Genomic DNA, 18,668 nt, shown 5'->3' with positions numbered 1-18,668 from the left:
GCCCGTCCGGCTTAGGCTGAGGGCGCTCCTTCACCGCCGATCGGAGTCGCCCGTGTCCTCGTCGTGGTCCGCGCAGTGGGATGTCGCACCCGAGTCGTCCCGTCTGCTGATCGAGCGCGCGCACGACGAGCTCTTGGCCGGATCTGATGCCGAACGCCGCCTGCAGGACGTGCGGTCGCTCGTCCGCGATTCGTGGCGCCGGTCGATGGCGAACCTGGTGGGTGCCGAGGCGCTGCCTCCGCTCGAGTTCGACGAGCGCGCGCTCGCCGCCTATCGCAGCGCGCACCCGCTCGCCGGCGTCATGGACATGGTCCGTGCGCTGCTCGTCCCGAGCCCCGACTCCGGGGTCGTCGTCGCCGTCGGGGATGCCGCCGGCCGGCTGCTCTGGGTCGAGGGCGACACGAGCGTCCGAACCCTGACGGGCGACATGGGCTTCGTCGCGGGGGCCAACTGGTCGGAGTCCGCTGTGGGCACCTCGGCACCGGGGACGGCGCTGCAGCTCGACCGATCGGTGCAGATCCGGGGTGCCGAGCACTTCAATCGCCTCGTGCAGCCCTGGTCGTGCACGGCCGCTCCCGTGCACGACCCGGAGACCCGCCGACTGCTCGGGGTCATCGACGTGACCGGCCGTGCGGAGGCCGCTAGTCCCCAGGCACGGCTGCTCGTCGACGCGACGGCACGTGCGATCGAGAGCGAGGTTCTCGTCGCCCGGCTGCGCTCTCGGGCAGAGCGTCCGCGCGGCTTCACGCGATCCCGGAGTCGGGCGGGTTCGGTTCCGACGGCCTCGACCCTCCGCGTGCTCGGCAGGGATCGCGCGCTCCTCGAGATCGCGGGTGTCGGCGGTGAGCGGGTCGTCGAGGTGTCGGCCCGGCACGCCGACATCCTGCTCATGCTCGCGACTCACCGGCAGGGGCTGTCGGCGGAACGACTCGCCGAGCTCGTCTACGGTCCCGACGCCACCGACACGCTCCGCCCCGAGATGGTGCGGCTGCGGCGGATGCTCGAGCGAGTCGCGCCGCACCTCGTGCCCCTGTCGCGGCCGTATCGTCTGCCCGCGGACCTCGAGACCGATGCGCAACAGGTGGCCTCGTTGCTCGACCGTGGCGCGCACCGCGTCGCGCTCGCGGCGTATCCGGGCCCCGTGCTGCCCGACTCGTGCGCTCCGGGGACCGAGGAGGTTCGCGATCGCCTCCGCGCATCGCTCCGCGAGGCGCTGCTGGCCGAAGCATCGGTAGACGTGCTCCTGGCGTACGTCGAGACGGACGAGGGCACCGACGACGCGGAGATCCTGCAGCTATGCCTGCGAATGCTGCCGGCGCGGTCACCGAAGCGGGCGGGCATCGTCGCACGGCTGACCGCGCTCGGCAACCCCGACGAGTGACCGTTCCGTCGCCGCCGAGCCGCTGACAGGATGGCGACGCGATGTTGCACGTGAAACATCGAGAGGAGGCGGCGCGTGAGGACGACACGGATCTCATGGACGAGCATCGGTTCCGTCGAGACGATCGAGCGATGCATCACGGAATATTCCGATGACGGCATCCGCATCGTCGGAGAGGTCGACGGCGGTGACGAGCCGTGTCGCTACGCGGTAAGTCTGGAATCAGACGGCACCTTCCGCCACGCATCGATCGCATCGGGTGAACGATCGACGCAGATCGAGCATGTCGACGGTGCCTGGACGGTCGACGGCGAGGAGAGGCCCGACCTCGCCGGTGCGACCGACCTCGACATCACCGCGACGCCCGCCACCAATGCGCTCCCGATCCGGCGTCTCGGACTGGCGGTCGGGAGCCGTGCCGACATCGAAGTGGCGTGGGTGCAGGTTCCGTCGCTCGAGGTGGAGCTCGGGCGCCAGCGCTACACCCGCGTCGGCCCGCGCTCGTACTGCTTCGAATCGACCGACCGGGACTTCCGACGCACGCTCACGGTCGACGCGGACGGCTTCGTGCTCAGCTACCCCGGCCTGTTCGAGCGGGTGACGGGTTCGTGAGGGCGGGATGGAACGAGGAGACGAGGACATGACGATGAGCGACGCGCGTGCTGACGGCGACGCCCCCGACGAGGCGCTCGTCTCGCTCGCCGAGGCCTACGGAATCGCGACGGAGTACTGGTCGTTCTCCGGTGAGCAGGTCCACGTGCCCGGCACGACACTGCGTGCGGTGCTCGCCGCGATGGGCGTGGCGGCCGCCGATGGCGAGGCCGTCGAGCACGCCCTCGCGGAGCGAGCAGCGGAACCCTGGCGCCGACTCGTGGCCGCGTCGACCGTCGTGCGTCAGGGCAGCGGGGCGATCGACCTGCACGTCGCCGATGGCTCCGACGTCGAGGTCGCGCTCGTGCTGGAGGACGGCTCGATCCGTCCCGTGCCGATACCCGAGCAGCAGCCGGTCGCCCGCACGGTCGACGGCCGGACGCGCTGGCGCGTGCGGGTCGCCGTGCCCGCCGACGTCCCGCTGGGGTGGCACACGATCCAGGCGCGACAGTACGGCGGAGCGGGTGAACTCCTCGCAAGCGGCACGCTCGTCGTCACGCCCCGGCGATTGACACCGCCCCCGGGCGGTGCGGAACGGCGGTCGTGGGGGCTGATGGCTCAGCTGTACTCCGTGCGCTCGCGTCGCTCGTGGGGAATGGGGGACTTCGCCGACCTGGCCGACCTGGCCGCGATCGCGGGGGAGTCGGGCGCCGACTACCTCCTGATCAATCCGGTGCACGCCGCGGAGGTGACCACGCCGATCGAGCCGTCGCCGTACCTGCCGTCGTCGCGGCGATTCCTCGCGCCGCTCTACATCCGTCCCGAGCTCATTCCCGAAGCGGCATACCTCTCGGATCCGGCGCGGGAGCGATTCACGCGGCTGCAGCAGAGCGCTGCCGGCACTGACGGGAACCCTGAGCGTATCGACCGCGACCTCGTGTGGACGGCCAAGCGCGAGGCTCTCGCGCTCATCCACGATGTTCCCCTCTCGCCGGCGCGACGAGCTCAGCGCGACGCCTTCGCTCGTTCCCAGGGCACCGCCCTCGCCGACTTCGCGCTGTGGTGCGCGGTCCGCGAGCACGAGGCGGCGACCGGCGAGCGTCTTCCGGAGGGGGTCGCGATCGACGATCCCGCGGTGGCCGAGCTGCGCGACAGACTGTCGGACCGCATCGCGTTCCACGTGTGGCTGCAGTGGGTCGTGGATCAGCAACTCGCGGACGCCGCGACCGCGGCCGCGGCATCCGGAATGCGGGTCGGGATCATGCACGACCTCGCGGTGGGCGTCTCGACGGCCGGGTCCGACGCGTGGTCGCTGCGCGACCTCTACGCCCCGGGCGTCGTCGTGGGCGCACCCCCCGACATGTACAACCAGCAGGGTCAGAACTGGAACCAGCCGCCGTGGCTGCCTCAGGCCCTCGCCGAGCACGCCTATGCGCCCCTGCGTGACATGCTCCGATCGCTTCTGCGCCATGCGGGTGCCCTGCGCATCGACCACATCCTCGGCTTCTTCCGCCTGTGGTGGATCCCCGAGGGGCTCGGCCCGGGGGAGGGCACGTACGTCCGCTACGACCATGAGGCGATGATCGGCGTGCTCGCGCTCGAAGCGCACCGGGCGGGCGCGCTGATCATCGGCGAGGACCTCGGGCTCGTGGAGCCGTGGGTACGCGACTACCTCGCGGAGCGGGGCATCCTCGGGACGTCGGTGCTGTGGTTCGAGACCGATGACGCGGGCGGGCCGCTCGCTCCCGAGCGTTACCGCACCGACGTGCTCGCCACCGTGAACACCCACGACCTGCCGCCCACGGCCGGGTACCTCGACGGCGAGCACGTCGCGCTGCGTGCCCGGCTCGGCCTGCTGACCCGGTCGGTCGACGACGAGCTCGCGGATTTCGAGCGCGAGCGCGACCGGATGCTGGCGGAGCTGCGCTCCCGCGGGCTGATCTCCGACGGCGCGAGCGAGCAGGAGGTCGTCGAGGCGCTCCACGTCTTCCTCGCCGCATCGCCCTCGCGCCTCCTCGGCGTCTCGCTCGTCGACGCCGTCGGCGAGAAGCGCGTGCAGAATCAGCCCGGAACCGACGACGAGTATCCCAACTGGCAGGTGCCGCTGGCGGATGCCGCGGGCCGGGTGGTGATGCTCGACGACCTCGCGTCGCTGCCGCGGTACCGCTCGTTGGTCGACGCCGTGGAGCGGGCGCTCCGCTCCGGCCCGTAGAGGTCGCGCGCCGGGCTTGTCAACCCGGTACGTGCGGCACCGGGGAACGCCCGTACGGTCGGGACGTCGAACGAGAGGAGACGCCATGGTCGACACCGCACCCCTCACACGGGCGAAGTACCCGCGGTCGCTCATTGCGGGGCCCTACGGGCATCCGTTCCACGCGATCGCGATCATCCTGCCGATCGGCGCCTGGGTGTCGGCATCCGTCTTCGACGTCATCGCCGTCATGAGTCCGGATGCCGCCGTCTTCGCGCTCGGCGCCCGCATCCTCATCGCGATCGGTCTTCTGGGGGCCGTCGTGGCCGCAGTGCTGGGGCTGATCGACTGGAGCAGCATCCCGAAGGACACCCCCGCGCGCGCCACGGGGCTGACCCACATGATCCTGAACCTCATCGCGATGGCGGTGTTCGCCGGCAGCCTCGCCCTGCGTGTCGAGGAGGAGACGGTGCCGACCCTCGCGATGATCGCGAGCTTCGTCGGGCTCGCCCTGCTGTCGGTGTCGGGGTGGCTCGGCGGCAAGCTCGCCCACACTTTCGGCGTCCGCGTCGCGACCGAGACGACCCAGGCCGAGGGCCTGGAACCGCTGCCCTGACCGAGGAGAGATCATGACCGACCTGGACACCCGTCCCGACAAGCGGCCTGCGAACCCCCTGGCGGGCCCCTACGGACACCCGTTCCACCCGATCGCCGTCACGATTCCGATCGGGGCGTGGATCGCGAGCTTCGTCTTCGACATCATCGGCCTGATCGTCGCCGACCCCACTCCGTACGCCGTGGGTTCACGCGTCCTCATCGGGATCGGTCTCGTGGGCAGTCTCGTGGCCATCGTGCTGGGGATCTTCGACTACCTCCGCATCCCCGATCGCACGCGCTCGTCGAGCACGGCGACGATCCACATGGGCTTGAACTTCGTGGTGTGCGGTGCCTACCTGTTCCAGCTCTTCCTGCGCACCTCGACCGACGACATCCCCATCGCCGGCGTGATCTTCAGTGCCGTGAGCCTGCTGACCCTCAGTGCGTCGGGATGGCTCGGCGGCAAGCTCGCCTACCGCTACGGCGTGCGCGTGGCACACGAGTCGAAGCAGGCGGAGGGCTTCGTCACGCGACGCAGCCGGCGCTGAGGGCTGTCGAAACGGGCGGCGACCTTCCCAAGAGGAGGCCGCCGCCCGTTCACGTCGGGGCTCGCCGGTGTCAGGCGATGCCGGCCCGGCGTGCAGGCCGAACCGACCACAGCACGCCTCCAGCGACGAGCAGGAGAGCTGCCAGCAACGCCGCGCCGAGCGGCGCCTGGGCACCGGTCACGGCCAACTGCCCGGAAGCGACGACGGTGATCGGTACGCTGCCGATCACCTGACCGTCGGCGCCGAAGACCACGATCGTGTGACCGCCCGTGGCCAGATCGGCGGGGATGCGGACGTCGAACGCGACGCGCCCGTTCGCATCGGCGACCGGGATGCCGGTGATCCGGATCGGGTCGCTGCGCAGTTCGGCCGCGACCTGATCGCCGGCCTCGAGTCCGGTGACCGTCACCTGCACCGACTGCCCGCGCTCGACCGTCGTGGCCGAGACCGAGACGGCCGGGGCCGCTTTGCCGGGCTCCGTCGGGGTGGGCTCGGTGGGGTTGGGCTCGGTCGGGTTGGGCTCGGTCGTGCCGGGCACCTCGCGCGGGTCGACGCTCGCGAGCGTCGGGGTGACGGTCTGGAACAGCCCGTCCGCGCCGATCTCGAGGCGGTCGATGGTCGTCTCGCGGTTGGTGCCGTTGCCGCCGGGGATCGCGAACCGGTGGTAGGCGATGTACCACTCGTCGGTGCCGGGGACATTGATGATCGAGCTGTGCCCGGTGCCGAGGATGCCCTGCGACGGGTCCTTCTGCAGGAGGATCCCGCGGTAGGTCCACGGTCCGTCGATGCTCGTCGACGTCGCGTATCCGACGCGGTAGTTCTCCGAACCGGTGTCGTCGATCGAGTACGTCAGGTGATACGTCCCGTCGCGGTAGTTCAGGAAGAGTCCCTCGCGGAAGTCGGTCAGTCCCTCGATCGGTGTGATCGTCTCCTCCTTGACGCTCAGCATGTCGTCGGACAGCTCGCCGTAGACGGGTCGTCCGTTGCCCCAGAAGAGGTACGACTTCCCGGTCGCGGGATCGGTGAACGCCGCCGGGTCGATCGCCTGACCGCTGTTGACGGCCTCCGCGTTGGTGATCATCGGTTCCGCCTGAGCGGTGAACGGACCCTCGGGGCTGTCGGCGACGGCGACACCGATCATCTTGCGGTTCGCGTTCGGCTCATGCCCGCTGAAGTAGAAGTAGTACCTGCCGCCCTTCTCGATGATCGTCGGAGCCCACGCGTTGCCGGTGGCCCACGGAACGTTGCCATTCGCGCCGTCCAGCTTCAGGATGGGCTCGTCCGACCGCGTCCAGTCGATCAGGTTCTTCGACGTCCAGACGTAGAACGTGTTGCCGCCCCAGCCCGGCGTGCCGTCGGTGGTCGCGTAGATGTAATACGTGTCGCCGAACACGGCGATGTTCGGGTCGGCGTACAGCCCCGGCAGCACCGGGCTCTTCATCTCCACGGCCTCGAGCGTCCAGACGACGTCGGGCTGTCCCGGTGTCGTCAGGGTGACCGTGGCGGGGGTGCTCAGATCGTGCACGGTGCCCGACGGGGGCGTGGCTGTGGTGCCGGATGCCGTGGTGAACACCGGGCGCAGCTGCGTGACATCCGTGCCGCGGTTCACCGGGAACACGACCGTGCGGGCGTCGCTGTCGACCAACGGGGCGACCTTGAGGGCACCGGCATCCTGCAGGCTCACCGCACCGAGCGCGCTGGAGTTGCCGGAGTTCTGCACGATCTCTTCGGGGGTCAACGCGCGGTTGTACAGCGCGAACTCGCGCATCTGACCGCGGAAGAGGTTGTCGGCGTTGTAGACCGACTTGCCCAGGTAGTTCGCCAGCGTGCTGCCGCCGCCGATGTCGCCGGGGCGCACCGTCACGTTCGTGTTCTCGGCGACCTGCTGGCCATCGAGATACAGCCGAGCCGTGTTTCCGCTCAGCGTGTAGGTGAGGTGCACCCAGCGGTCGCGCGGAAGCGCCGCACCCGACGTGACGTTCTGCTCGCCGCTCCAGTTGCCGGTGGTCAGTGCCGCGCGGTACTGGTCGCCGGTCGAGAACAGGTAGCCGTTGCCGGCGCCGTCGCCGCCGGTATTGCCGAAACCGTAGAGGAAGTACGGAGTGCGCTGGGCCGGGTCGATCCGCAGCTCGGCCTCCACGGTGATGTCGTCGACACCGACGAGGACGTTGTCGGGCAGGTCGACGTAATCGTCGGTGCCGTCGAACGTGAGAGCGCCGTCGGCGAAGGTCGCACCGCCGCGCACCTGGGCGTCGCGCCCGGCGCCGGACCGGTCGTGCAGCACCGCGCCCGCGGCATCCGTGAAGTCGTAGCGCAGCAGCTCGCCCTTCTCGTTCGCGGGGAGGGGCTGCGGCAGGTTGGCGCGCAGCGTCTCGAGCTCGGCCGCGGTCACCGGCATCACCGTGCCGTGGCGGGGGCTCGCGGGCAGGCGGTAGCTCGCGGGCACCTGCCAGTCCGGCGCGTCGAGGTCATCGGTTCCCAGCGGGATGTAGCCGCGTCCGCCGTACTCGTCGACGAAGAGGTAGTAGTTCGAGCCGGAGGTGTCGCCGGGGTTCGCCGCGAAGATGGTGGGGCCTTCGACGGCGCCGAGACCGGCATCGCGACCGATGCAGCTGTCGATCAGCTTCCAGGCGGGGTCGGCGGCGTTCCAGCCGGGGGCGTTGCGATCGTCGACCGCGGTCAGGCTGGTCGACGACTCCTGGATGATGTCGCGGCATCCGGTCGTGCTCGCCTCGTCCTTCGTGAACCGGTAGTAGGTGCCGTTGTCCTTGAGCACCGTGGAGTCGATGCGCGATGCCCCGAAGTCCTGCCAGACCTGGGGCTCGCTGAACGTGGTGAAGTCGCGCGTCGTGGCGTACATCATGGTCTGGTAGAAGCTGCCCGTGTGATTCGGGTCGTCCTCGCCGAAGAGCGACGACGCCCAGAACACCACGTACTCGCCGAGCGCCTCGTCGTAGTACGCCTCGGGCGCCCACGTGTTGCCCGCGTTGTCGGGGGCGACGCGGACGTGGCGCTGCTCGCTCCAGGTGACGAGGTCGTGCGACTCCCACACCTCGAGGTACTTCGACCCCTGCGTCTGCGCTCGACCCCAGTCGCCGTTCCGGCCGATGGAGAGGTCGGTGGCGATGAGGTAGAACGTGTCGCCCTCGGGCGAGCGGATCAGGAACGGGTCGCGGAGGCCCCGCTCTCCCTCCGTGGAGGTGAGCGACGGCTGGCCGCCGTTGAGCTCGGTCCACGACAGCGCGTCGTTGCCGTTGCTGGCGGCGAAGTAGATGTTCTCGCCCGCGACGGAGTTTCCCGTGAAGTAGGCGAACGTGTAGCCCTCGAAGGCTCCGATGTTCGCGGCCTTGCGAACCGCGGCCGGGAAGGAACGCGTGAGCGTCACCGCCCCTTTCGTCACGGATGCCGTGAGCGCAACGGTGGTGTCTTCGGCCGGTCGGGTGACCAGGCCGTCAGCCGTGATGACGCTCGTGTCGGCGGACGACCACGTCACGTCGAGTCCCTGCGAGGTGGTCGGCAGCGTGAGGTTGCCGCGCACGTCGTCGATGTTCGTGACGGTGAGGGCGTCGAGCGCGGCCTGCGCGGCCTGCCGGTCGTCGGGGGTCTCGACCAGGCCCGCGACCTCGTCGGCCGACAGCGCGCGGTCGTACAGGCGGAAGTCGCGGAGGCTGCCGGCGAGACGCTTGTCGGGGGTGTACGTCGATCGGCCGAGGTAGTTCGCGGTCGTCGTGCCGCCGCCCAGTTCACCCGGAGTGGTCGTGGTGTTCGTGTTCTCGGCGACCTGAACGCCGTCGAGATACAGCCGAGCCGTCGTCGTGCCGGCATCGAGCGTGTAGGTCATCGTCGTCCAGACGCCGCGTTCGAGGTTCGCCGAGCCGCGGGTCTCCTGCTCCGTGGACCAGTTGCCGCTCGCGATTCCCGCGCGGGCCGGGTTACCGGTGGCGAAGAGGTAGCCGTCGCCGAACCAGTCCGTCGTGTTGCCCAGGCCCCAGATGAAGTAGTCGCCTGATTGCTCGGGACGCACCAGCACCTCGGTGCTCACCGTGACGGACGACAGACCGGCCATCACATCGTCGGGAAGCTGCACGTAGTCGTCGTCGCCGTCGAGGCGCACGCCGTCCGCACCGCCGAGGGTCGGGCCGCCGACGAACGATGCGTCGCGGCCGTTGCCCGACGTGTCGTGCGCGACGGTTCCCGACGTCTCGTCGAGCGGATAGGCGACGACCAGCCCGGAGTCCGGCTCGGCAGCCTGAACAGCGGACGGGATGACGATCGGCGCGGCGACGAGCGCGGCGACGATCGGGACGGCGAGCGTCCATGGGCGGTGGTGGCGCCAGGGCGCCGGGCGAGCGGATGCGGGCACGGGGAACCTCTCGTATGCGACGTTGCATGGCCGTCAGCACTGACGACGCTCAGATGTTAGCGCTCACAATTCGCGCAGCGCTAGTGCGCGGCATCTTCCCCGCCTCCATTCGCCCCGCCTGACGCCGAGGACGCGCGTTTGCACGGTGCGGGCCGTCGACGACCGTGCGGATGCGCATCCTCGCCGCTGCGGGAGGAGCCGCCGGTCCGTGCAACGCGTTGCAACGTAGCGCGGCGTAGCGTGCCCGACACCACCGCAGCATCGGCGCTGCGGGGAGTCGAGGAGATGACATGACCATCGTCGAAGAGGGCGTCTCGAGCGTCTACGCCGCTCCCGGTCAGCGCGGAGCCGTCGCGGAATACCGCGCCCGCTACGGGCACTACATCGGCGGCGAGTTCGTCGAACCCGTCAAGGGGCAGTACTTCGAGAACATCACGCCCGTCACCGGAAAGCCGTTCTGCGAGGTGGGTCGCGGCACCGTCGAAGACATCGACCGCGCCGTCGACGTCGCCTGGCAGGCGTTCGCGTCGTGGAAGAAGACCACGCCCGCCGAACGCGCCGTCATTCTGAACAAGATCGCCGACCGCATGGAGCAGCACCTCGAGAAGATCGCGGTGGCCGAGACGTGGGAGAACGGCAAGCCCGTGCGCGAGACGCTCGCTGCCGACATCCCGCTCGCGATCGACCACTTCCGCTACTTCGCCGGCGTCCTGCGCGCCCAGGAGGGGTCGCTCAGCCAGATCGACGAGGACACCGTCGCGTATCACTTCCACGAGCCGCTCGGTGTCGTCGGGCAGATCATCCCGTGGAACTTCCCGATCCTGATGGCGACGTGGAAGCTCGCGCCCGCGCTCGCCGCCGGCAACTGCGTCGTGCTCAAGCCCGCCGAGCAGACGCCCGCATCGATCCTGTTCCTCTTCGAGCTGATCGGAGACCTGTTGCCCCCCGGTGTCGTGAACATCGTCAACGGATTCGGCATCGAGGCGGGCGCGCCGCTCGCGCAGCACCGCCGCATCCGCAAGGTCGCGTTCACGGGCGAGACGACGACGGGGCGCCTGATCATGCAATACGCCTCGCAGAACCTCATCCCCGTGACGCTCGAGCTCGGCGGCAAGAGCGCCAACGTGTTCTTCGAGGATGTCGCGCGCGAGCGCGACGACTACTACGACAAGGCCCTCGAGGGCTTCACGTTCTTCGCCCTCAACCAGGGCGAGGTGTGCACGTGCCCGTCGCGGGCGCTCATCCAGCGGTCGGTGTACGACTCGTTCCTCGGCGACGGCCTCGACCGGGTCGGCAAGATCGTGCAGGGCAACCCGCTCGACCCGGCGACGATGATCGGTGCGCAGGCATCCAATGACCAGCTCGAGAAGATCCTGTCGTACATCGACATCGGCAAGGCCGGGGGAGCGAAGCTGCTCGCCGGCGGCGAGCGGGTCGACCTCGGCGGCGAGCTGAGCGGTGGGTACTACGTCGCCCCGACGGTCTTCGAGGGCACGAACGACATGCGCATCTTCCAGGAGGAGATCTTCGGCCCGGTCGTCTCGGTGACGAGCTTCGACGACTTCGACGACGCCATCGGCATCGCGAACGACACCCTGTACGGACTCGGCGCCGGCGTCTGGAGCCGCTCCGGCGACACCGCCTACCGGGCCGGCCGGGCGATCGAGGCGGGGCGCGTGTGGACGAACACCTACCACCAGTACCCCGCGCACGCCGCCTTCGGCGGGTACAAGCAGTCGGGCATCGGTCGCGAGAACCACCTCAAGATGCTCGACCACTACCAGCAGACGAAGAACCTCCTCGTGTCGTACGCCGAAGGCGCGATGGGCTTCTTCTGAGCCGCATCCACTCGTCGACATGTCGAACGACAGGTACAGCAGGGTCGCGGTGACCGACGCCGCCGCGGCCCTGCTGCGCGACCTCACCGCCCAGCACGGGCCGCTGATGTTCCACCAGTCGGGCGGATGCTGCGACGGCTCGGCCCCCATGTGCTACCCCGTCGGGATGTTCCTGACCGGCCCCGCCGACGTGAAGCTCGGCGAGCTCGACGTCGGCCTTGACGACCCGATCGAGGTGTTCATCTCGCTCGCGCAGTTCGAGTACTGGAAGTACACGCACATCACGATCGACGCGGTGCCGGGTCGCGGCGCCGGCTTCAGCGTCGAGGGACCGACGGGGAAGCGGTTCATCATCCGCTCCCGCATGCTGAGCGAGGCTGAGATGCAGTATTTCGGGCTCGGTCAGCGCGCCTGATAGTCAACTGCTAGTCAACGACTGGCTTTTTGCCTGATTCGATGAGCCCAAGCAGCGCCCCGCGGTGCGCCTGAGCTTCGCCTACCTGCCTGTGGCATCGTCGCCCATTGCGATGCTGGCCCCGGTCTGAGCCGGCAGCCTCGACGCGCAGCTGTCGTCGTCTGCACGACTGCGCTCTTGCTCGTCCCATCGGCGGGGTCGTCATGCAGCCGACGCCGAAGCCGACCTCGCTCGAGTGAAATGAAACGGTTCGGGTTGGTGCGGACATGAACTGAGTGTTCAGACACGATGGGAGCGCTCATGAGGATGATGGCCGACGACGAGTTGATCGCCGCCCTGCGGGCGGCCGACCCTGCAGCGTTGGCGACTGTCTCCGACGATGATGCGCTGCGAGCCGTGCGCCGCGCGCGTCCAGAACGGAGACGGCCACGCTGGATGATGATCGCGGCGGCCATAGCCGCAGTGACTGTGGTGGGGGTCCCCGCCGGTGCGGCTGCGACAGGTTTTATGGCGCAGACGGGATGGTTCGGATCCCCCAACCCCGGCGACCATCGCGATCACTGCGTCGACGCTGGAGTGACCGAATATGACTGTGATGATGAATGGGTCGATCTGAGTGCGCCCGATCTCGACAAGGTGGTCGCATCGGTCTATCCCACGTGGATGCCGCTGGCGCCGGGCGTCACCCGCGAGGATCTGACCGCACGCGTCGTCAGCATTTCGTCCCGTGATGCACTCACTCCGGTCACGTCGCTCCGACGGGCCTACGAGTCGGAGTCGTTTAAGGATTGGTTGACTGCGTGGATTGCCGCGAATGACGCGGGTGACAGCGCGGCGCAGGAGACTGCGTCTCGCGTCATCGCGGAAGCAGCTGGCTGGCCTGCGCTCGTAGCAACTGACGGTGGCGGGATAACAGACATCATGCGGGCGTTCGCGGAGCGGATCGCAGCGGGAGACCGGGAAGCCGCACAAGCCGCGGCTGAGTACGAGCAGGCTCCGGGCTGGGACGGGGTCGAACGCCGCGAGCTCATGGATGAGATCTTCGACGAGGTCTACGGGGACGACCGATGACTGCGGCGAGAGCAGCCGGAAGCGAGCTAAAGTCTCCCGCTGACCAGTTTGCACAGGACGCGACAACCGCCGTCGCCGGGGGTGGGGATCGTGCATTCGAGGAAGCGGTCGCGCCCCTCGTCCCGTTGCTTCTGAGGTACTTCGCCCGGCGCGTCACGCCGATGGACGATGCCGCAGACTGCACGTCGGAGACGCTCGTTGCGCTGTGGAAGCATCGCTCGCGACTCCCGGTGGTAGACGACGAGCGTCGGGCGTGGGCGTACGGGATCGCTCGCAAGGTGCTCTCGAACCACCACCGCGGCAGAGCTCGTCGAGATCGAGTTGACGAGGCGCTTCGGACCGCGGCGGTTCTCACACCAGTCGAGGCCGTCCCGGATGAGGCGTTCATCGCGGCCGAGGCGGTGAAGCTCCTTCCCGCACGCGATCAAGAACTCGTCCGGCTCGTTGTGTGGGAGGAGCTGTCGATCGCCGCCGCGGGCAGAGTTATGGGCATAAATCCCGGGACAGCCCGCTCCCGATATGCGCGCGCGCTGGGCAAGCTCCGTCTCGCCTACAGAGCAATCGACTCATGACGGGTTCCTCGACACGCCGCGACGGAACCCCGTGCTGAGACCTCTTCGTCCGGGGGTGCAGCCCGACCAGGCAGTGCGCGCGTGGGCGGGCCGGGCGCTAGCATCCTCGGCATGAGCGATGACGTCGCGCCGGAGCCCGGCATCCGGGGACTCAGCGCCGAGCGCACGAAGGCGTTCGTCGATGCGGTCGTCGCGATCGCGATGACGTTGCTGATCCTGCCGCTCATGGAGAGCGTCGGCGAGAGCGCGGGGCACGACCACACGACGTGGGAATGGCTCGTCGACCAGCGCGATCAGCTGCAGAGCTTCCTCATCAGCTTCGTGCTCATCGCGATGTTCTGGATGCTGCACCACCGGCTCTTCGTGTCGGTACAGCGCATCACCCCGGGGCTCATGTGGATCACGGTCGCGTGGATGCTCACGATCGTCTGGATGCCGGTCGTCACCGCCCTCACCGGCCAGGTCGCCGACGATGCCCTGCAGAAGGTGCTCTACATCGGCACGCTCGTCGTCACGAGCGCGCTCCTGCTCGTCACGCGGGTCTATCTGGCACGGCATCCCGATCTGCACCGCGCATCGCGGGATGATCTGCGTCTGGGGATGTCGATCGACCTATCGATGATCGTGCTGTTCCTGGTGGCGCTCGCGATCGCGCTTCTTTTCCCGGCGGTCGGCTACCTTGGGCTGTTCATCATGTTCCTCACCGGCACGGTGCAGAAGCTGATGGCCCGGATGCTGCGCTGAGCCGGCCTTCCGGTCGCGGCCGGTCGCGAGAGCGCACATCCGCACGGTGCGGACCCCCGATGACCGTGCGGATGTGCGCTCTCGCGGCATCAGCACGGGCCCGGTGGGGATTCAGCCGCTCGCGGAGGGCTCCATGTCATAGGTGACCCATGCCGTCGCGGTGGCCACGCCGTCGTAGACGCGTCGCGCGGTGGCATTGTCGGCCGCGGTGATCCAGCGGACCACACTGGGTGCCCTCGGCGGAGGCGAGGGATGCGGCCTCGCGCAGCAGACCCGATGCCACCCCGGCGCCACGCGCCTCGGGCGCGGTGAACAGATCGTCGAGGTACAGGCCGATCGTCGCGGAGGACGGTCGCGCGAATCGACGGAGGTTGGCGAGCCCGACGATGGCGCCATCGAGGATCGCGACCAGGCCGGTGAGACCGTGCTGTCCCTGCGACACCCACCCCCACGTACGACTCACGGCCGACGCATCATCCTCGAGCCGGTAAAAGGCCCCGGTATCCGGCGTACAGCGCCGACCACGCGGCCTCGTCGGCATCGACGACTCGTCTGATTTCCAGCGTCATCCGCCCAGGCTACGGGCTCGACCCCCTGTGCCTCCGGGGGCTGTCGCGAGTCCGGTGCCGCCGACAGGCTGAGGCCGTTTCGAGGACGAGCGGGGCGGCGGATGCGACCGCTCAGCCTGTTCGCGGCACGCGTGCCGCGTGGGTTGCGCGCGGTGCGCCCGCGGCAACAGCCGCCGCCCGGGTCAGCGCATGGCGGCGAAGATCCCGCCGATGAAGGCGATGACCGGCCCGATGGCGCCGACCGTGACGATCAGCAGCACCACGACCACCGCCATCCACGGCACGCTCTTCTTCAGGCGCTGGCCGGGTGCGGCGACACCGGGCGGCGGGCGAAGCAGTCCCGGCGGCGGGGTGACCGGCAGCGCGGACGCGGCGCCGGAAGCCGCACCCGGTCCCGCGGAAGCGGGTCCAGCGGGTCCAGCGGGCCCGGGCTCCGCCGCGCTGCCCGGCACCGACCCCATGCCGGATGCGGCCGGCGCCGCCAGCCGGTCGTCGCGCCAGCGCTCCCATTGCGCGAACTTGTCGATCATGGCGCCGACCGCCCCGAACAGCCACGACCAGGTGGCCGGGTCGAGGGTCGAGAAGTCGCGCTTGCCGTAGAAGAAGAGCCAGTCGTCGACGATCTCGACATCCAGCGCGGCGGCGTTGTCGACGAAGCGCGCCATGATGTCGGGCGTGAACAGGTACAGCGCGTCGCGTTCGTATCCGCGCGGGCAGTACAGCCGGAAGTACTTGTCGAAGTCGCCCTCGAGGCTCAGGTGCTGGTCGCGGTCGAACGCGACGGGGAGGTTCGAGCCGAACAGCCCGTTGTTGCCGAGGGCGTCGAGCACGATGTGCGGCAGGGGCGTCGACAGGTGCACCGCGACGTAGCCCCAGGTGTGCGTCTGCTGGTTCTTGCCCGACCCGGTCGTGTACCGGTAGTTCGCGAACTCGACGAAGCGCGGCTGATCACCGCGGACGAGATTGGATGCCGTCCGGCCCGACCCCTGCGAGAAGATCATGCCCGGCAGCGGGGGCTGGGGCCGCTGCGGCTCGAAGCTCATGCCGTTGGCCCGCGCGAACCGGTCGAGCCGGTACCAGACCGCGGCTTGCGCGGCGCGCTGTCGGCGGATGAAGAACGGGATGAGCGCCGCGAGCGCGATGAGGATGACGAGGGGGATGACGGGCGCCAGCGACACAACCGCGCCGGAACCCGACTGCGTCCCGATGGCGAACACCAGGCCGCCGACGATGGCCGACAGGACGCCGCCGAACACCAGCACGACGAAGACGATGACGACGATCGCGATGATCACGCCGGCGGTGCCCGACCCGCCGGGGAGCCGGCCGCTGGCGGCCAGGTGCTTCCGGAACGCGCGCGCGGTGGCGGGCGACACCGGCTCGAGGAGGGGCCGCGGATCGAACGGAACGCTCATCGATTGACCTCGTCTGCTCCCCAGGACAGGGACGCGTCGGCCGGCAGGGGCAGGGCTTCGAGCTCGGGGGAGCGGCAGATCGCGTCGACGAGCTCCCTCGAGCCGCCGACGATCGTCGAGTCGAAGTCGACCTCCGACACCATCACCCACGCGCGGTCTGCAGGCCAGAGCAGGCTCGGGCTCTGCGACATCGGCGGCCCTCCTGCCGCCTCGGTGGCGAGGTCGCGCCACGGCATCCGCAGTTCCCAGTCGTCGGGGGCGAACTCGTCGACGGCACCACGGAACAAGACGAAGGCCCGCTCGGGCAGTCTCAGCCGCGGTCCTTCCGAGATCTCGCGCGACAGGATGCCCTCCTGCCACGTGGGCTTGCGGAAGACGCTGTTGAAGCGGTCCGAGAACGACGAGCCGAGCATGCGGTTGTGACGAGCCAGGTCGGCATCCGCGGGGTCGCCTGCCTGGAAGAACGCGCGTGTGGGCTGACGTCCCATGCGGCCGAGCAGGCTGCCCCGGCCCTCCCAGAGGCCTGCGAACACGTCATCGGCTGTCGAGGTGTGCCCGACGAGCTCACGCGCGAGAACCGCCAGATGGTGCGGGTCGAGATCGCCCTGCGCGGGCGCGACGAACCAGCGGCCGTCAGGGGATGCCGTCTGGTTCGAGCCGAACTCGGGAGAGCGCACGATCGAGTCCCACTGGGCCAGCGGATGCAGCGTCCTCCCGAAGGCGGCGGCGGTCTCCGCCCACGTGGCGGGATCGGTGACGAGGTCTGCCGTCACCTGCTGCGACTGCTGCCACGGCATCCCGACCCACTCGTCGAACGGGGGGAGCGGCTCACCGCTCGCGCGCGACTGGACGGATGCCGGATGCAGGATGCGCGCGTACGCCTCGAAGCCCCGCGGCACGACGTCGTGGAACGTCCCCCGCCACGGATCGTCGACGCGTTCGCGCAGCCATTCGCCGGTCGAGACGTCCGCGGTCCACTCCATGCGCCCACGCTACCGGTGACCGGTCGGCGGGATCACGCGCGATCAGGTAAGCTGTTGTGGTTGTCCGACCTCGGTCGGGCACGTGCTACACACCCTCCTGCTTCCGGGAAACGCCCGGGAGCCGTTCTAGTCCGAAGGAGGTGGGTCAGTGACGCACACGTACCAGTACGAGCTCATGGTGATTCTCCAGCCCGAGATCGATGAGCGTCAGGTTGCTCCCAACCTTGACAAGTTCCTCAAGGTCATCACGAATGACGGCGGAACCATCGAGAACATCGACATCTGGGGCCGTCGCCGCCTGGCGTACGAGATCCAGAAGAAGAACGAGGGCATCTACGCCGTCGTCAACTTCACCGCGACGAGCGAGACCACGCAGGAGCTCGACCGCCAGCTGAAGCTGAGCGAGTCGATCATGCGCACCAAGGTCCTGCGCGCCGAGGAGGCCATCGCACAGGTCGCCGCCGAGAAGGCGCGCTCCGAGGCGAAGGCTGCTCGCAAGGCTGCCGCCCCCGCTAAGGCTGCGAAGGCGTAAGGCTCATGGCCGGCGAGACCGTCATCACCGTCGTGGGCAACCTCACGGCAGACCCCGAGCTGCGTTACACGCAGAACGGCCTGCCGGTGGCGAACTTCACGATCGCCTCGACTCCTCGCACCTTCGACCGTCAGGCGAACGAGTGGAAGGACGGCGAAGCGCTGTTCCTCCGCGCGTCCGTGTGGCGTGACTTCGCCGAGCACGTGGCGGGTTCCCTGACCAAGGGCATGCGGGTCGTCGCGACCGGCCGCCTGCGTCAGCGCTCCTACCAGGACCGTGAGGGCCAGAACCGCACCGCGATCGAGCTGGAGGTCGACGAGATCGGCCCCTCGCTGCGCTACGCGACCGCACAGGTCACGCGCGCCGCATCCGGCTCCGGTGGTGGCGGCGGCGGAAGCTTCGGCGGCGGTCAGCAGTCGCGCCCGCAGCAGCAGGTGCAGGAGGAGCCGTGGGCGACCCCGGGTTCTTCGGCTCCCGACGCGTGGAGCGCACCGGGTACCAGCGGCGCCTCCTACGGCGACGACACCCCGTTCTGAATCGGATTCCGGATGCTGCGTGCAGCGGCATCCGATCATCACTCTCGTAAGGAAAAACAATGGCTGGAAAGGCAACCGGCGACCGCCGCAAGCCGCGGAAGGGCGCGAAGAACGCGGCCCCCGCGAAGGCGATCCGCGTCGGCGTCATCGACTACAAGGACGTTTCGACGCTCCGCAAGTTCATCTCGGAGCGTGGGAAGATCCGCGCCCGTCGTATCACCGGTGTCTCGGTGCAGGAGCAGCGTCTGATCGCCAAGGCGATCAAGAACGCGCGCGAAATGGCGCTCCTGCCTTACGCCGGCGCTGGCCGGTAAGGAGCACC

General features: G+C 69.2%; 17 protein-coding genes. 13 read left to right on the top strand and 4 right to left on the bottom strand.

What is annotated here, in order from left to right; genetic code table 11:
* Window positions 1-52: 52 nt before the first annotated feature.
* From CI089_RS06565 to CI089_RS06545, 5 genes are all read left to right on the top strand, one after another.
* A complete protein-coding gene (locus CI089_RS06565; protein WP_094260760.1) occupies window positions 53-1,381 on the top strand; it encodes a GAF domain-containing protein in 1,329 nt (442 codons plus the stop codon).
* Window positions 1,382-1,456: 75 nt separating this feature from the next.
* Window positions 1,457-1,993, top strand: a complete 537-nt coding sequence (locus CI089_RS06560; RefSeq protein WP_179223251.1) for a putative glycolipid-binding domain-containing protein — start codon at window positions 1,457-1,459, stop codon at window positions 1,991-1,993.
* Between the two features lie 34 nt (window positions 1,994-2,027).
* Complete coding sequence (gene malQ / locus CI089_RS06555; RefSeq protein WP_094261274.1) at window positions 2,028-4,184, top strand: 4-alpha-glucanotransferase; 2,157 nt, start codon at window positions 2,028-2,030, stop codon at window positions 4,182-4,184.
* 85 nt (window positions 4,185-4,269) lie between these two features.
* Window positions 4,270-4,779: a DUF2231 domain-containing protein gene (locus CI089_RS06550; RefSeq protein ID WP_094260758.1), complete on the top strand. Its 510-nt coding sequence runs from the start codon at window positions 4,270-4,272 to the stop codon at window positions 4,777-4,779.
* A 13-nt stretch (window positions 4,780-4,792) separates the two neighbouring features.
* Window positions 4,793-5,308, top strand: a complete 516-nt coding sequence (locus tag CI089_RS06545) for a DUF2231 domain-containing protein (RefSeq protein WP_094260757.1) — start codon at window positions 4,793-4,795, stop codon at window positions 5,306-5,308.
* A 70-nt stretch (window positions 5,309-5,378) separates the two neighbouring features.
* On the opposite strand, the gene CI089_RS06540 is transcribed toward CI089_RS06545, so the two are convergent.
* A complete protein-coding gene (locus CI089_RS06540) occupies window positions 5,379-9,671 on the bottom strand; it encodes a family 43 glycosylhydrolase (RefSeq protein ID WP_094260756.1) in 4,293 nt (1,430 codons plus the stop codon).
* Window positions 9,672-9,961: 290 nt separating this feature from the next.
* Between CI089_RS06540 and exaC the strand changes: the two genes are divergently transcribed.
* The 5 genes from exaC to CI089_RS06515 all read left to right on the top strand — a co-directional run bounded on the left by exaC (window position 9,962) and on the right by CI089_RS06515 (window position 14,311).
* The gene (gene exaC, locus CI089_RS06535) at window positions 9,962-11,509 is read left to right on the top strand and encodes an acetaldehyde dehydrogenase ExaC (protein WP_094260755.1); all 1,548 of its coding nucleotides are present in this window, start codon (window positions 9,962-9,964) and stop codon (window positions 11,507-11,509) included.
* Window positions 11,510-11,528: 19 nt separating this feature from the next.
* Window positions 11,529-11,924 carry a DUF779 domain-containing protein gene (locus CI089_RS06530; RefSeq protein ID WP_094260754.1) on the top strand — a complete coding sequence of 132 codons (396 nt, stop codon included), beginning with the start codon at window positions 11,529-11,531 and terminating at the stop codon, window positions 11,922-11,924.
* A 309-nt stretch (window positions 11,925-12,233) separates the two neighbouring features.
* The gene (locus CI089_RS06525; protein WP_143738932.1) at window positions 12,234-12,995 is read left to right on the top strand and encodes a hypothetical protein; all 762 of its coding nucleotides are present in this window, start codon (window positions 12,234-12,236) and stop codon (window positions 12,993-12,995) included.
* Window positions 12,992-13,567, top strand: a complete 576-nt coding sequence (locus tag CI089_RS06520; protein ID WP_094260752.1) for an RNA polymerase sigma factor — start codon at window positions 12,992-12,994, stop codon at window positions 13,565-13,567. Before CI089_RS06525 ends, CI089_RS06520 begins: the two co-directional genes overlap by 4 nt.
* Window positions 13,568-13,678: 111 nt before the next feature.
* Window positions 13,679-14,311 carry a TMEM175 family protein gene (locus CI089_RS06515; RefSeq protein ID WP_094260751.1) on the top strand — a complete coding sequence of 211 codons (633 nt, stop codon included), beginning with the start codon at window positions 13,679-13,681 and terminating at the stop codon, window positions 14,309-14,311.
* A 136-nt stretch (window positions 14,312-14,447) separates the two neighbouring features.
* Here the strand turns inward: CI089_RS06515 and CI089_RS06510 are convergent, their stop codons facing one another.
* From CI089_RS06510 to CI089_RS06500, 3 genes are all read right to left on the bottom strand, one after another.
* A complete protein-coding gene (locus tag CI089_RS06510) occupies window positions 14,448-14,774 on the bottom strand; it encodes a GNAT family N-acetyltransferase (RefSeq protein WP_256977569.1) in 327 nt (108 codons plus the stop codon).
* 288 nt (window positions 14,775-15,062) lie between these two features.
* Window positions 15,063-16,295, bottom strand: a complete 1,233-nt coding sequence (locus CI089_RS06505; RefSeq protein ID WP_094260750.1) for a hypothetical protein — start codon at window positions 16,293-16,295, stop codon at window positions 15,063-15,065.
* A complete protein-coding gene (locus CI089_RS06500) occupies window positions 16,292-17,278 on the bottom strand; it encodes a hypothetical protein (protein ID WP_094260749.1) in 987 nt (328 codons plus the stop codon). Before CI089_RS06500 ends, CI089_RS06505 begins: the two co-directional genes overlap by 4 nt.
* Before the next feature lie 175 nt (window positions 17,279-17,453).
* Here CI089_RS06500 and rpsF point away from each other — a divergent pair, with 175 nt between their 5' ends.
* Genes rpsF through rpsR form a run of 3 tightly spaced genes read left to right on the top strand, consistent with a single transcriptional unit; the run spans window position 17,454 to window position 18,660 of the window.
* Window positions 17,454-17,810 carry a 30S ribosomal protein S6 gene (gene rpsF / locus CI089_RS06495; protein ID WP_036305492.1) on the top strand — a complete coding sequence of 119 codons (357 nt, stop codon included), beginning with the start codon at window positions 17,454-17,456 and terminating at the stop codon, window positions 17,808-17,810.
* 5 nt (window positions 17,811-17,815) lie between these two features.
* A complete protein-coding gene (locus CI089_RS06490) occupies window positions 17,816-18,346 on the top strand; it encodes a single-stranded DNA-binding protein (RefSeq protein ID WP_023953543.1) in 531 nt (176 codons plus the stop codon).
* 59 nt (window positions 18,347-18,405) lie between these two features.
* Window positions 18,406-18,660 (top strand): 30S ribosomal protein S18, encoded by a 255-nt coding sequence (gene rpsR / locus CI089_RS06485; RefSeq protein ID WP_023953545.1) that lies wholly within the window; start codon window positions 18,406-18,408, stop codon window positions 18,658-18,660.
* The last annotated feature ends 8 nt before the right edge of the window (window positions 18,661-18,668 follow it).

Origin of the sequence: Microbacterium sp. Yaish 1, assembly GCF_002245215.1 — a bacterium.
In the GTDB taxonomy this organism is placed as follows: Bacteria; Actinomycetota; Actinomycetes; order Actinomycetales; family Microbacteriaceae; genus Microbacterium.
This window is presented reverse-complemented; position numbering and strand designations above follow the sequence as displayed.